The organism is Streptomyces sp. NPDC048612, from assembly GCF_043199295.1.
GTDB lineage: Bacteria > Actinomycetota > Actinomycetes > Streptomycetales > Streptomycetaceae > Streptomyces.
This window is the reverse complement of record NZ_JBICVV010000010.1, coordinates 240,034-253,654: the sequence shown is the minus strand read 5'-3', so window position 1 is coordinate 253,654 and position 13,621 is coordinate 240,034. Positions and strand designations below refer to the sequence as shown.

Below are 13,621 nucleotides of genomic sequence, written 5' to 3'. Positions count from 1 at the left end.
TGAAGATCGCCTCAGCCGCACGGCCGCCGCCGTGCCGACATGGCCACCCCACCCCGGGCGCCGTACCCGAACGGTCTCGCCCCCTGATCGGCACCGGCCCCCACCGGTGCGGGTTCCCAGCGTACGGACGGGGTGCGGCGAGGGAAGGTGATTGACGAAACTGCTTCCCCGGCGGGGCCGTCCGGCACCGGTCCGGTGGCTTCACGCCGTCCGGCGCGCCCTATGCGACGCGGTGCGCCCCCGCGCTCGCGACGGCCTCGAAGATCCGCGGGGCGGCATGGCCGGCCGCCGCGAACGCCTCGGTGACGGCCGCGCCGACGGCCGGGGCGGCCGCCTCCTCGACGAGCACGATCGCCGAGCCGCCGAAGCCGCCGCCGGTCATCCGGGCCCCGAGGGCGCCCGCCGCGTCGGCGGTGTCGACGGCGAGGTCGAGCTCCGGGCAGGAGATCCTGAAGTCGTCGCGGAGCGAGGCGTGGCCGGCGGTCAGGAGCGGGCCGATGGCGCGGGTGCGGCCCGCGTCGAGGTGGGCGACGACCTCTTCGACGCGGTGGTTCTCGGTGACGATGTGCCGGACGAGGGCCTGGACCCCGGGGTCGCCGGCCAGCCGGTCCAGCGCCTCCGGGAGATGCGCGGGGGACACGTCGCGCAGGGCCCGCACCCCGAGCGCCCGCGCGCCGCGTTCACAGCCCGCGCGCCGCTCGGCGTACGCGCCGTCCCCCAGCTCGTGCTTGACCCGGGTGTCGACGACGAGCAGCCGCAGCCCCTCCCCCGCGAGGTCGAACGGGACCTGGCGCCGGGTGAGGTCGCGGGTGTCCAGGAACAGGGCGTGGCCGTCGATGCAGCAGGCCGCCGCGGTCTGGTCCATGATCCCGCAGGGCACCCCGACGAAGGCGTTCTCGGCCCGCTGGGCGAGCTGCGCCAGCCGCTGCGGCTCCTGGCCGAGCGCGTACAGGTCGTTGAGGGCGAACGCGGTGACGACCTCCAGGGCGGCGGAGGAGGAGAGTCCGGCGCCGGTGGGCACGGTGCTCTCGTAGTGCAGATCGGCGCCGCCCACGGGCAGTCCGGCCTCCCGCATCGCCCAGACGACCCCGGCCGGATAGGCGGCCCAGCCGCCCTGGGGAGCTGGGCTCAGCGCGTCGAGGCGGAGTTCGACGACGCCGCCGTCGGCGCCGCCGGAGTGCAGCCGTAGCACGCCGTCGGTGCGGGGTGAGGCGGCGGCGAGGGTGGTGTGCGGGAGGGCCAGGGGCATCACGAAACCGTCGTTGTAATCGGTGTGTTCACCGATCAGGTTGACCCGGCCGGGCGCCGCCCACGTGCCCGTGGGGGCGGCGCCGTACACCGCTGCGAACTGCTCGGCGGTGTGCCGGGCGCGGCGCCCGGTGGCCGGAGCGGCGGCTCCGTGTGCGGTCATCAGGACTCCTTGGTCCGGTCGAGGTTCTGCGCGAACTGCCAGGCGTCGGCGACGATGCCGGCGAGGTCGGCGCGGGCGGGCCGCCAGCCGAGGCGGTCGACGGCGGTCTGGGCGGAGGCCACCAGCACGGCGGGGTCGCCGCCGCGGCGCGGGGCGACGACCTCCGGGATGGGGTGGCCGGTGACCTCGCGGACGGTCTCGATGACCTCGCGGACGGAGAAGCCGTTGCCGTTGCCGAGGTTGCAGATCAGGTGCTCACCGGCGGTGGCCGCGTCGAGGGCGAGGAGGTGGGCCTCGGCGAGGTCGGCGACGTGGATGTAGTCGCGGACGCAGGTGCCGTCGGGGGTGGGGTAGTCCTCGCCGTAGACGGAGATCGCCTCGCGCTTGCCCTGGGCGACCTGGAGGACGAGCGGGATCAGGTGCGACTCGGGGTCGTGGCGCTCGCCGCAGCTGCCGTAGGCGCCGGCGACGTTGAAGTAGCGCAGCGAGACGGCGGCCAGCCCGTGGGCGGCGGCCTCGCCGCTGATCATGTGGTCGACGGCGAGCTTGCTGGCGCCGTACGGGCTGGTGGGCGCGGTCTCGGCGGACTCGGTGATCGGGGTCGCCTTCGGCTCGCCGTAGGTGGCGGCGGTGGAGGAGAAGACGAGGGTGCGGACCCCGGCGTCGCGCATCGCGGCGAGCAGGTCCATGGTGCCGCCGACGTTGTTGCGCCAGTACTTCTCGGGGTTCGCGACGGACTCGCCGACCTGCGAGAACGCGGCGAAGTGCAGGACCGCGTCGTAGGAGGGGTCGATCCACTTCGCGGCGTCCTGGATGCGGCCCTCGATGAAGCGGGCCCCGGCGGGGATGCCCTCGCGGTGGCCTGTGGACAGGTCGTCCAGCACGGTCACCTCGTGTCCGGCCTGCAGCAGATGTGCCGCGACGACGCTGCCGACGTATCCCGCACCACCGGTGACCAGGTACTTCTTGCTCACTCGCTCGCTACCTCTCGCAGTCGCTCGGCCGCGGCCTCCGGCGGCACGTCATTGATGAACACGTTCATGCCGGATTCGGAACCCGCGAGAAACTTCAGCTTGCCGGAAGTACGGCGGATGGTGAAAAGCTCAAGGTGGAGCGCGAAGTCCTCGCGGCGCCCGGCCCGCAGCGGCGCCTGGTGCCAGGCGGCGATGTACGGCGTGCGGGGGGTGCGCTCCCCCTGGCCGTCCCCTTCGTCGAAGATCCGGTCGAAGCGCCGCAAGACTTCCAGGTAGATCTGTGGGAACTCTGTGCGCGCGGCGTCGTCGAGGGCGAGCAGGTCGGGGACCCGGCGCCTGGGGTAGAGGTGCACCTCGTAGGGCCAGTGGGCGGCGTACGGGACGAAGGCCACCCAGTGCTCGCCCGCCAGGACGATCCGGCGGCCGTCGGCCAGCTCGTCGGCGACCGTGTCGTCGAAGAGGTTGCGGCCGGTGGCCTCACGGTGCGTGGCGAGCGAGCCGAGCATGCGCTCCGTGCGCGGGGTGACGAAGGGGTACGCGTAGATCTGGCCGTGCGGGTGGCCGAGGGTGACGCCGATCTCCTCGCCGCGGTTCTCGAAGCAGAAGACCTGTTCCACGCCCGGGAGTTGGGAGAGTTCCGCGGTGCGGTCGGTCCAGGCGTCCAGGACCAGGCCGGCCTGCTCCTCGGTGAGGTCGGCGAAGGAGGCGTCGTGGTCGGGGGTGAAGCAGACGACCTCACAGCGGCCGTGGTCGCCGGCGAGGGACGGGAAGCGGTTCTCGAAGACGGCGACGTCGTAGTCGGGGGCGGGGATCTCGGACCGCCGGCCGTGGCGGGAGGGGCACAGCGGGCACTCGTCGGCCGGGGGGTGGTAGGTGCGGGCCTGGCGGTGGGAGGCGATGGCGACCGAGTCGCCGAGGAGCCGGTCGTGGCGGATCTCGGAGGTGGTGGCGACGGGGGCGAGGGGGCGGGGGTCGCGCTCGTCACGGACCACGTCGTCGCGCAGGTCGTAGTAGATGAGCTCCCGGCCGTCCGCCAGCCGGGTCGTCGTCTTCTTCACGGAGCTCCTCACGCGCCGACCAAACACAAACAAACACAATGAAGCACAACTAAACAGCGGCGTCAATGCGGGGCGCAGCGCGGGAAAGCGCGGAGACATTCGGGACATATAGACAAGCCCGATCACAGATCAACAACTCAACCAAACAAAAGTATTCAGTTTCTGAGGGGCCGCGCGTAGCTTTCTGTGCGTTCCGATCGCGCAAAGAAGCGGGTGCCCACCTATGACCACCTTGGCCGAGGGGCTACGGCTCCCCACCAACGGGCTGGACTACACGATCCTGGCCCTCTACTTCGTCGTCGTCCTCGGCATCGGATTCGCTGCCAGACGCAGCGTGAAGACGAGCCTGGACTTCTTCCTCTCCGGGCGGTCGCTGCCCGCCTGGGTCACCGGACTCGCCTTCGTCGCCGCCAACCTCGGTGCCACCGAGATCCTCGGTATGGCCGCCAACGGCGCGCAGTACGGGGCCTACACCGTCCACTGGTACTGGATCGGCGCCATCCCGGCGATGGTATTCCTCGGCCTGGTGATGATGCCGTTCTACTACGGCTCCAAGGTCCGCTCGGTGCCCGAGTTCCTGCTGCACCGCTTCGGCCCGTCCTCGCACCTGCTCAGCTCGGTCATCTTCGCCGTCTCGTCCGTACTGATCGCGGGCGTGAACCTCTACGCCATGGCGATCGTGCTGCAGGCGCTGCTCGGCTGGCCGCAGTGGGTCGCGATCGTCGTCGCCGGCTTCTTCGTCCTCGCGTACATCACCATCGGCGGGCTGTCCTCGGCGATCTACAACGAGGTGCTGCAGTTCTTCGTCATCCTGGCCGCGCTGATCCCGCTGACCATCGTCGGCCTCAAGCGCGTCGGGGGCTGGGACGGCCTGACCGATTCGCTCGACGCCTCGCACGGTGACGCGTTCCTGACCGCCTGGCAGGGCACCGGCATCGGTGAGGCCAACCCGCTCGGCGCGAACTGGCTGACCATCGTGCTCGGGCTCGGCTTCGTGATGAGCTTCGGCTACTGGACCACCAACTTCGCCGAGGTGCAGCGCGCGCTGTCCGCGAAGAACCTCTCCGCCGCCAAGCGCACCCCGCTGATCGCCGCCTTCCCCAAGATCTTCATCCCGCTGGTGGTGGTCATCCCCGGCCTGATCGCGCTGGTCATGGAGCCGACCCTGGGCAAGTCCAAGGACGGCCTGCAGTACAACGACGCGATACCGGTCCTGATGCGCGACCTGCTGCCCAACGGTGTCCTCGGCATCGCCGTCACCGGTCTGCTCGCCGCCTTCATGGCCGGCATGGCCGCCAACGTGTCGTCGTTCAACACGGTCTTCACCAACGACATATGGGCGGCCTACCTGAAGAAGGGCCGCGAGGACGCGCACTACCTGAAGACGGGCCGGGTCGTCACCGCGGTCGGCGTGCTGATCGGCATGGGCACCGCCTTCATCGCCTCATCCTTCAGCAACATCATGAACTACCTCCAAACGCTCTTCTCCTTCTTCAACGTGCCGCTGTTCGTGGTCTTCATCATCGGCATGTTCTGGAAGCGGACCAGCGCCGCGGCCGGCTTCTGGGGACTGCTCTCCGGCACCGCGGCCGCGATGGTCAACTACTTCTGGCTCTACAAGCAGGGCATCATCGCGATCCCCTCCGACCAGGGCGCCAACTTCGTCTCCTCGATCGTCGCCTTCGTCGTCGGCGCGCTGGTGATGGTCGTGGTGACCCTCTTCACCGAGCCCAAGTCCGCCGAGTCGCTGGCCGGCCTGGTCTACGGCACGCGGTCGCCCGGCATGGCGGAGCTGCCGGCCGAGGGCGACGACGCCTGGTACCGCAAGCCGGCGCTGCTGGGCTGGGGCGCGCTCGTCCTGGCCGCCGTCTGCTACCTCCCGTTCTCCCTCTGACCTGCCTGAACCAGCGGAGTTGACACACCATGAGTGACCACCAGCACGAGGTCGAGGAGCTGGAGCGCGAGTCGGCGACCGCCGCGCGGCTCTTCGACGTACGGCGCATCATCGGCGGCCTGTTCGTCGTCTACGGCGTGATCGTCACCATCGCCGGACTGACGGCCTCGGACGCGGACCTGAGGAAGGCCCAGGACATCAACATCAACCTGTGGACGGGCCTGGGCATGCTCGCCCTCGGCCTGTTCTTCCTGATCTGGCTGAAACTGCGGCCTGCCGTCCCGCCCACGGCGGCGGAGCTGGCGGACGGGAGTGGGGGCGGCTCCGCGGAGGGCTGAGGGCCGTTGCTGGGGTGGCTCCGCGGAGGGCTCTGTTGCTGGGGTGGCTCCGCGGAGGGCTGAGGGCCGTTGCTGGGGTGGCGGCCCGTCGCGGGGCTGGGGGACGCTACCTCGGCGGCGCGGTCGGTGCGGCCGGCCCCGCCGCTGCGTCCGGTGCGTGCGGTACGTGCGGGGCGTCCGCTGCGTGCGGTATGGGCGGTGCGTCCGCTGCGTGCGGTCCCGCCGCCGTGCCACGCCCGCCCCGGCCGCCCGCCCGGTCCAGCAGCCCCGTACGCGCCGCCAGCGCGGCGGCCTCCAGCCGGGACCCGACCTCCAGCTTCATCAGCACCCGCTGCACATGCGTCCGCGCCGTACTGGGCGCGATGTCCATCCCCGCCGCGATCAGCCGGGTGTCCTCACCGTCCGCCACCCGCACCAGCACCTCGACCTCACGCGGGGTGAGCAGCTCCAGCAGCCGCGCCCCCTCGTCGTCCGGCTGCGCAGCAGGGTGCAGCAGCTCCTCGAAGGCCTGCTGCAACAGCTGCGGCGAGACCGCCGACTCCCCCGCCCGCGCCTTCATCATGGCGCGCTCCACACCCTCGATCCGCTCGTCGTTACGGACGTACCCGGAGGCACCCGCGGCAAAGGCGGCAGCGATCCCGCGCGGGCTGGGAACCGGCCCCAGCACCACCACCGCGACCTGCGGCCGCTCCTTCTTGATCCGTACGACGGGGTCGAAGGCCCCCGGCCGGGCCGGCGCGGCGGTGCCCAGCAGGCACACCTCGGGCGCCCGGCTCACCACCAGCTCCGCGGCCCCCGCACTCGGCGCGGCGGCCGCCAGCACCCGGTGCCCCCGCAGTTTCAGCGCCGAGGCGAGCGCCTCCGCGAGCAGACGATGATCGTCGACCACCATGAGCCGCACGCCCATCGAGCAACCTCCCCCGCTCCGGCGGGCCCCGGCGCGGCCCCCGACCGGGCCGCTCGTCCCCGGGAAGCTACACGCTCCACCCCGATACCGCGCCCCCTACCGGGAAGAAGCCCCCCGGAATGCTGGAATCCCGGCCAATCGGGGCTGGTTGGGGTCTTTCGATGGGGGTCGGCGCCGCCGCAGGCCCGGCCTGCCGACCCCCGGCGCGCCTCCGAGATCACGGGACTGCTCAACCCAACCCGGGAGTTGAGTGACGGCACGCACCCCGGCGCTGTTCCGGTGACGCGCAAAGACGGGCATGCGCAGGAACCCCCTCCCCTGGGCCGAACCGAACTATGCACTCCACCAACTTCGTTGAATTCAAAAAGAAACCCTCGGCCGGTTTTCGCTGCGAGTGTCGCCAGCAGCGTTGTCAGTGCCGTATGCGAAAGTGGGTTCGATAGATGATCACAGCATCGGGGGAGGGGTCCGGCCCTTATGTCATTGGCCGACGAGGTGGCGGCGGTTCATGCAGGGCGGCCAGATCCAGCCGCTTTGGTGGGGGAATTCCGCCGCACGCATGTCTTGATCCCAACGGTGAACGACACGCTTATGTCGGCGGAGTTGGACGGCATCCGCTGGCTGTACGTCTTCACCGACGAAGAGGCCCTGTCGCGCTTCGCCCTCTCGCGCGGCAGCGCCCCCGGCACGGAGTGGCGGTATGTGACCGCGTCCGGCGCCCGGGTCCTTGACGTGCTGATTCCCGCCTGCGAGGGCCCTGCAGGGGTGGCCCTGGACGCAGGCAGCGAACAGGGGGCGCTCTTCCCGCCGGTGTCCGGAATCGTTCCGGACAGAGCGGCGGTGGATATACCAACGGGCGGCATTCCGGATGTAGCGCGCAAGGGGGAAGAATAGATGGGCATGGTCGGTGGAAACGGTTACCAGCTCGAGCCCGAGGCTTTTGAGCGGCTCACCAAGGGAATCAAGGCCGCGACAGCAGAACTCAAAGAGCTGGGCTTTGATGTGGAGGCCCAACTGGGTCGGGGCTTCGACCGCTTGTCCCTGGACAGCATGGAATGCGGCGATGACGGCCTGGCCACCGTGCTCGACTCCTTCTGTGACCGCTGGGGCTGGGGCGTGCGCACGTTGATGCAGGACGCCAACGAATTCTCCAAGAAGCTCGGAATTACCGCCGGCATGTACTACGAGCAGGAGCAGTACGTCTCGGACGCCCTGAAGCAGACGGTGAACGCCGCGATGGGCGACCCGTCCAAGACCGCGGAGCAGCTGCACAACACCTCATGGGCCAAGATCGGCGGCGACAACCCCTTCTCCCAGGTCGCGAACGCGGACTTCGATCCGACATCGAAGGCGTCGTTGGAGGCGCAGGACGAGATGTTGGCGACGGCTGACCAAGTCGCCTCGGACTTCCAGTCGATCCCTGACCGGGCGAAGCACCCCTTCGAGGAGCGCGGCGAGGTCACGACAGAGTTCCACGAACCGAAGGGTGCGCAGGGCCAGGGGGGTAACAGCAAGTGAGCTGGGTCGGGGATGCCTTCAACGCCGTAGGCGAAGGCGCGAGCAAGTTCACGGGGGCCGTCGAGCGAGGTGCCGGTGAGCTGATCGAGCATGGCGCCGACCTGACGGGTGATGCCCTGGAGGCGGCCGGTCTCGAGGACGCCGGGCACGCCGTCCGCTCCGCCGGTGCCGACGCGGCCGGTGCTCTGGGCGCCCACGTCGACGAACGCCAGTTGGGCGAGACCGAAGATCCCAAGGAACTCGTCCATGGCGACGTGGAGAAGATCAACGAGACGGCGTCCCACCTCAAGGACTTCTCGGCGGCCTTCGACCGGGTCGCCGACGGGATGCGCAAGATCGGCTCGGGCCAGCACTGGAGCGGCAAAGCGGCGGACGCGTTCCGTGAGGCGTTCGATATGCATCCCAAGCAGTGGATGTACGCCGCCGATGCCTGCGACGACGCCTCGAAGGCCCTGAAGTCCTACGCGGAGACGGTGTCCTGGGCACAGGGCAAGGCCGGCGACGCGATCGACAAGTACCGCAAGGCGCTGGAGGCCACCCGGCAGTCCATCGAGGCCTACAAGACCAAGGTCGATACCTTCAACTCACAGGTCGACTCGTACAACGCCGCCGTCGACCGGGGCCAGGACCCGGGCGCCCAGCCGCAGAAGCCGGTCGCGTTCAAGGACCCCGGTGCCGAGGGACGCGAGACGGCACAGGACATGCTCAAGAGCGCCCGAACCCAGCGCAACGAAGCGGCGGGGCGGGCCCGTAACGCCATCAAGGGCGCGCTGGCCCACGCTCCCGACAAGCCCGCGTTGACGCAGTTGACAGGCGCGGCGCTCAAAGACGGCGGAGAAGCGTTCGTCCTGTCGAACGTGCATATGGCCGGTGGTGCCCTCAAGGCAGCAGCCGGGACCCTCAAGCTGGCCCGAACGGTCAACCCCCTGGACCCCTACAACATCACCCACCCCTGGCAGTATCTCTCGCACGCCTCCACCACCCTTATGGGCCTTGCCCAGGCCCCACTCCACCCCATCGACACCGCGAAGGGCATGCTCGGCTCCGGCTGGGGCAGCGACCCGTTCGACGCGGGCGCGGCGATGGTCGTCAACTTGGTCGGCGGCAAGGGAGCGGGCGGCCTCGCCAAGGGCGCTGCGAAGGCGGGAGCGAAGAACGCGGCCAAGGGCGCAGCGCGGACGGCAGCCAGGGAGGGCGGAAAGCGCACCGTCATGGACCGGCTGCGCACCGCCTGGTGCAAGACCTTCGGCAGCGACCCGATCGACATGGCCACGGGCCGCATGATCCTGCCGCAGACCGACATCTCCCTCCCCGGCAGCCTCCCCCTCTCCTTCACCCGCACCTTCGAGTCGTCCTACCGCCAGGGCCGCTGGTTCGGCCCGACCTGGATGTCCACCGTCGACCAGCGCCTGGAGATCGACGCGGAAGGCGTCATCCTCATCGGCGAAGAGGGCAACTTCCAGCTCTACCCCCACCCCGCCGTCGGCGTCCCCACCCTGCCCGCCGAGGGCGACGGTTCCCCACTCGAACTCACCCCGGACGGCGACTACCTCCTCACCGACCCGGTCACCGGCGTCCGCCGCTACTTCACCACCTACACCGAGAACCTCGCCGTCCTCGACGAGATATCCGACCGGCGCGGCAACCACCACACCTTCGACTACACCGAAGACGGCACCCCCACCGCCATCACCCACAGCGCCGGCTACCGCCTCCTGCTGACGACCGACGAGGGCCGCATCACCGCCCTCCACCTCGCCGGCGCCGCCCCCGACGGCAGCGACCAACTCCTGGTCACCTACGGATACGACGAGCTGGGCAACCTCACCAGCACCACCAACTCCTCCGGCCTGCCCCTGCGCTTCGGCTATGACGACCACGGCCGGATCACGTCCTGGACCGACACCAACAACAGCAGCTACATCTACCTCTACGACGACCAGGACCGCTGCACCTCGCAGGGCGGCATCGAAGGCCACCTCCGGGGCCACTTCTCCTGGGGCGACCCCGACCCCGTCACCGGTCTGCGCACCAACCTCCACTACAACTCGCTGGGCCAGCTCACGACCTACCAGGTCAACGACCGCCACCAGATCGTCGCGACCACCGACCCCACCGGCGCCACCACCCGCACCGTCCGCGACGCCAAAAACCGCGTCCTGTCGACAACCGACCCCCTGGGCCGCACCACCCGTATCGACTACGACGACGAGGGCCGCCCGGTGAGCGTCGTGCTCCCTGACGGCTCCGCCTCCACCAGCGCCTACAACAACGACGGCCTGCCCCTCAGCACCACCGGTCCGGACGGGGCCACCTGGACCCACACCTACGACGCCACCGGCAACCGAACCTCCACCACGGACCCCGCGGGCGCCACCACCACCTACACCCATGACGAGCGTGGCCATGTCGCCGCCGTCACCGACGCCTTGGGCAACACCACCCGCCTCTACTGCAACAAGGCGGGCCTGCCGATCTCGGTCACCGACCCCCTCGGCGCGGTGACCCACTACCGCCGCGACGCCTTCGGCCGCACCACCTCGGTCACGGACCCGCTCGGCGAGACGACGCACATGGTGTGGACCGTCGAAGGCAAGCTGGCGGCCCGCATCGACGCGACCGGCGCCACGGAGGAGTGGACCTACGACGGCGAGGGCAACCGCCTCACCCACACCGACGCCATCGGCCAGACCACCCACTTCGAATACACCCACTTCGACCTGCTGACAGCCCGCACCGACCCCGACGGCGTCCGCCACGAGTTCACCCACGACACCGAACTCCGCCTCACCCAGGTCACCAACCCCCAGGGCCTGACCTGGAACTACACCTATGACGGCGCCGGCCGCCTGATATCCGAGACCGACTTCGACGACCGGGTCCTTGCCTACATCCATGACGCCGCGGGCCAACTCACCACCCGCACCAACGCTCTCGGCGAGGTCACCACCTACAGCCGCGACGTCCTCGGCCGCATTGTCGAGAAGAACGCCGCGGGCCTGATGACCACCTACGAGCACGACACGGGCGGAAGCCTCCGGCAGGCGGCCAACCCCGACGCCACCGTCGCCTACACCCGCGACATCCTCGGCCGTGTCACCGCCGAAACCGTCAACGGCCGCACCATGACGTTCACTTACGACGCCCTGGGCCGCCGCACCTCCCGCACCACCCCCACCGGCCACACCACCACCTACACCTACGACGCCGCCGGCAACCGCACCGCCATGGACATCGCCGGCCACGTCCTCACCTTCGACCACGACGCCGCAGGCCAGGAACTCACCCGCACCATCGGCGACCATCTCCAACTCGCCCACACCTGGGACCCCACCGGCCGCCTCACGTCCCAATCCCTCACCGCAGCAGCCACCGGCAACCGCCAGCCCCCCGCCGGGGCGGCTCCGATGCAGAATCCTGCCGCCGCCGAAGCCCAACGAGTCCTCCACCGCGGCTACACCTACCGCCCCGACGGCAACCTCACCGCGATCGACGACTCCCATACCGGCCGCCGCACCTTCGACCTCGACCGCGCCGGCCGCGTCACCGCCGTCCACGCCACCGACTGGACCGAGACCTACGCCTACGACGAAGCCGGCAACCAAACCCACGCCACCTGGCCGGACCGACACGCCAGCCCCTCAGCCCGAGGCGACCGCGCCTACACCGGCACCAACATCACCAAAGCCGGCCGCATCCGGTACGAACACGACCCCCTCGGCCGCGTCACCATCCGTCAGAAAACCCGCCTCTCCCGTAAACCGGAAACCTGGCGCTACACCTGGAACGCCGAGGACCGCCTCATCTCTGTCATCACACCCGACGGAACCACCTGGCGATACCTCTATGACCCGTTCGGCCGCCGCATCGTCAAACAACGCCTCACCTCCGAAATTCGAGCAGCCGCAGAGCAACTTGAATTCACCTGGGATGGCTCAACCCTAACCGAACAAACCTCACACGCACTCGGCGCTCACGAGGCCGTCACCCTCACTTGGGAATATGAGGGGTTTACGCCCCTCACTCAAACGGAGCGAAAAACCCAGGTTCTGCATCCGTCACACACCCCTCACGCGACTGTCGACCAACGATTCTTCTACCTAGCCACCGATCTCGTCGGAACCCCGTTTGGGATGTACGACGAGAAAGGATCTATCTCCTGGCGCTCGCGGGCCACCCTATGGGGAACGACCACCTGGAACAGCAGTGCTACCGCCCATACACCACTGCGTTATTTCGGCCAGTACTTTGACCCCGAGACGGAGCTTAATTATAACTTCCATCGACACTACGATGGACTAACGGGACGCTACCTCTCTCCGGACCCCTTGGGGCTAACCCCCTCACCAAATCCAAATTCATACACTCGAAACCCCCTGACGCAAGCGGACCCACTAGGACTATTCTCGTGCGACGCATCGATGCCGTCAGAAGGAAAGGGAGGGGGAGGCAATCAATTCGTCAGCACTCTCAGCGATGTCACCGGAAGTACCGCGAGAAGCCGAAATAGAGCACTCGAAGCAATCCTCAAGGAGGATTTCCAACATTTGCAATTCACCCATAAGCCTCAGTACAGCCCGTGGGCTGGGCACGGAATATCAAAATTCGAACAGGGGATCCACATAGGTCCGAGCTCATTCGTTTCTCGACACCAGCTGCGCGATACGATGGTCCACGAGGAACTTCACCATCGATGGTGGCAGAGAGGCATGTTCGATAGACATCACCCGAGGGACGGGTCGGGCACCTCGCGCCAATTCTACGAAACCGTGCACCGCTACATGAGGATGAGAGGGTGGGAATGATCTTCCAATCGGGAACACTGAAGTCGACCTGCGAGGAATGCGGCGCGGCGCTGACTTGCACGGCAACTGAGGCGCTTATTTACGACCGTCACAGATGGGACCTAGAATGCGCCTGCGGTTCATGTGGTAGCGCTCAGCACACAGGAGGACCCGCCCCCCTTCCCCTATATATACGCGAAGCAATTCTTGCATCTAATGCACCCTCTCGCATTTCACTCTCCGGAGACGGAGCGGGAGCGACGCTACTAAAAGCAATCCGACGCTTCGACGGCGGATCCATCGGGGAGGCCAAAGCGGCAGCCGACAAGTTGAGGGAAAACGGGAGGGAGGGAACCAAGGTAGAGATTGCCACGCTGAAAGCAGCCTTGGATGCGGCAGGAGTGGAATCCATCGTTTCACACCCCGAAGATGATTAAGCCATACATTGACACATCGACAAGGCTGAAGTTCGACAGGCCACTGATGGCAGTTAGCAGGACACCGACCGGGAAAAATCGTGGGTCATGCTCGATCTTGTGGCCCTCCAGCGATCCCCAGCCCATAGACTTCCAGGCAATTGAGGCAAGGCAGAATGTATTCGCGATGAGGGAGGGGCAGCCCCAAGCCTCATCCGGCTCGGCGCTGCGGTTCACCCCGCGAGCCACGGGATGCTCGACAACCCTGGTCGGAGCCAGTGGTTGCCAGCCCCAGGTGCCGGACACCGGCCGCAGCGAAGC

10 protein-coding genes are annotated in these 13,621 nt (G+C 68.5%); 5 read left to right on the top strand and 5 right to left on the bottom strand.

What is annotated here, in order from left to right; all coding sequences use genetic code 11:
* Positions 1-220 precede the first annotated feature (220 nt).
* From galK to galT, 3 genes are read right to left on the bottom strand one after another with little or no spacing between them, the layout of a single operon-like run.
* Positions 221-1,411: a galactokinase gene (galK, locus tag ACGFN2_RS18195; protein WP_393361413.1), complete on the bottom strand. Its 1,191-nt coding sequence runs from the start codon at positions 1,409-1,411 to the stop codon at positions 221-223.
* A complete protein-coding gene (gene galE, locus ACGFN2_RS18190) occupies positions 1,411-2,385 on the bottom strand; it encodes a UDP-glucose 4-epimerase GalE (RefSeq protein WP_393361410.1) in 975 nt (324 codons plus the stop codon). The genes galK and galE overlap by 1 nt, the downstream gene beginning before the upstream one ends.
* Positions 2,382-3,443: a galactose-1-phosphate uridylyltransferase gene (gene galT, locus ACGFN2_RS18185; RefSeq protein ID WP_393361407.1), complete on the bottom strand. Its 1,062-nt coding sequence runs from the start codon at positions 3,441-3,443 to the stop codon at positions 2,382-2,384. Before galT ends, galE begins: the two co-directional genes overlap by 4 nt.
* Before the next feature lie 223 nt (positions 3,444-3,666).
* Between galT and ACGFN2_RS18180 the strand changes: the two genes are divergently transcribed.
* Together ACGFN2_RS18180 and ACGFN2_RS18175 are read left to right on the top strand one after the other, a co-directional pair.
* Positions 3,667-5,337 carry a sodium:solute symporter family protein gene (locus ACGFN2_RS18180; protein WP_393361404.1) on the top strand — a complete coding sequence of 557 codons (1,671 nt, stop codon included), beginning with the start codon at positions 3,667-3,669 and terminating at the stop codon, positions 5,335-5,337.
* Positions 5,338-5,366: 29 nt separating this feature from the next.
* Positions 5,367-5,675, top strand: coding sequence for a hypothetical protein (locus ACGFN2_RS18175; RefSeq protein WP_393361402.1), 309 nt, complete (start codon positions 5,367-5,369; stop codon positions 5,673-5,675).
* Between the two features lie 106 nt (positions 5,676-5,781).
* On the opposite strand, the gene ACGFN2_RS18170 is transcribed toward ACGFN2_RS18175, so the two are convergent.
* Positions 5,782-6,582, bottom strand: a complete 801-nt coding sequence (locus ACGFN2_RS18170) for a LuxR C-terminal-related transcriptional regulator (RefSeq protein WP_393361399.1) — start codon at positions 6,580-6,582, stop codon at positions 5,782-5,784.
* Positions 6,583-7,059: 477 nt separating this feature from the next.
* Here ACGFN2_RS18170 and ACGFN2_RS18165 point away from each other — a divergent pair, with 477 nt between their 5' ends.
* Genes ACGFN2_RS18165 through ACGFN2_RS18155 form a run of 3 tightly spaced genes read left to right on the top strand, consistent with a single transcriptional unit; the run spans position 7,060 to position 12,905 of the window.
* Entirely contained in the window at positions 7,060-7,476 is a 417-nt protein-coding gene (locus tag ACGFN2_RS18165; protein ID WP_393361396.1) for an SseB family protein, read from the top strand.
* Positions 7,477-8,100, top strand: coding sequence for a hypothetical protein (locus tag ACGFN2_RS18160; protein WP_393361393.1), 624 nt, complete (start codon positions 7,477-7,479; stop codon positions 8,098-8,100). It abuts the gene before it with no gap.
* Positions 8,097-12,905: a putative T7SS-secreted protein gene (locus ACGFN2_RS18155; protein ID WP_393361390.1), complete on the top strand. Its 4,809-nt coding sequence runs from the start codon at positions 8,097-8,099 to the stop codon at positions 12,903-12,905. The genes ACGFN2_RS18160 and ACGFN2_RS18155 overlap by 4 nt, the downstream gene beginning before the upstream one ends.
* Before the next feature lie 395 nt (positions 12,906-13,300).
* Here the strand turns inward: ACGFN2_RS18155 and ACGFN2_RS18150 are convergent, their stop codons facing one another.
* The gene (locus ACGFN2_RS18150; protein ID WP_393361387.1) at positions 13,301-13,606 is read right to left on the bottom strand and encodes a hypothetical protein; all 306 of its coding nucleotides are present in this window, start codon (positions 13,604-13,606) and stop codon (positions 13,301-13,303) included.
* Positions 13,607-13,621: the final 15 nt, after the last annotated feature.

Bases quoted from the DNA above. Each gene is read 5' to 3' on its own strand.
- ACGFN2_RS18170 (WP_393361399.1), bottom strand. From the start codon at position 6,582: ATGGGCGTGCGGCTCATGGTGGTCGACGATCATCGTCTGCTCGCGGAG.
- ACGFN2_RS18175 (WP_393361402.1), top strand. From the start codon at position 5,367: ATGAGTGACCACCAGCACGAGGTCGAGGAGCTGGAGCGCGAGTCGGCG.
- ACGFN2_RS18160 (WP_393361393.1), top strand. From the start codon at position 7,477: ATGGGCATGGTCGGTGGAAACGGTTACCAGCTCGAGCCCGAGGCTTTT.
- galK (WP_393361413.1), bottom strand. From the start codon at position 1,411: ATGACCGCACACGGAGCCGCCGCTCCGGCCACCGGGCGCCGCGCCCGG.
- ACGFN2_RS18165 (WP_393361396.1), top strand. From the start codon at position 7,060: ATGTCATTGGCCGACGAGGTGGCGGCGGTTCATGCAGGGCGGCCAGAT.
- ACGFN2_RS18180 (WP_393361404.1), top strand. From the start codon at position 3,667: ATGACCACCTTGGCCGAGGGGCTACGGCTCCCCACCAACGGGCTGGAC.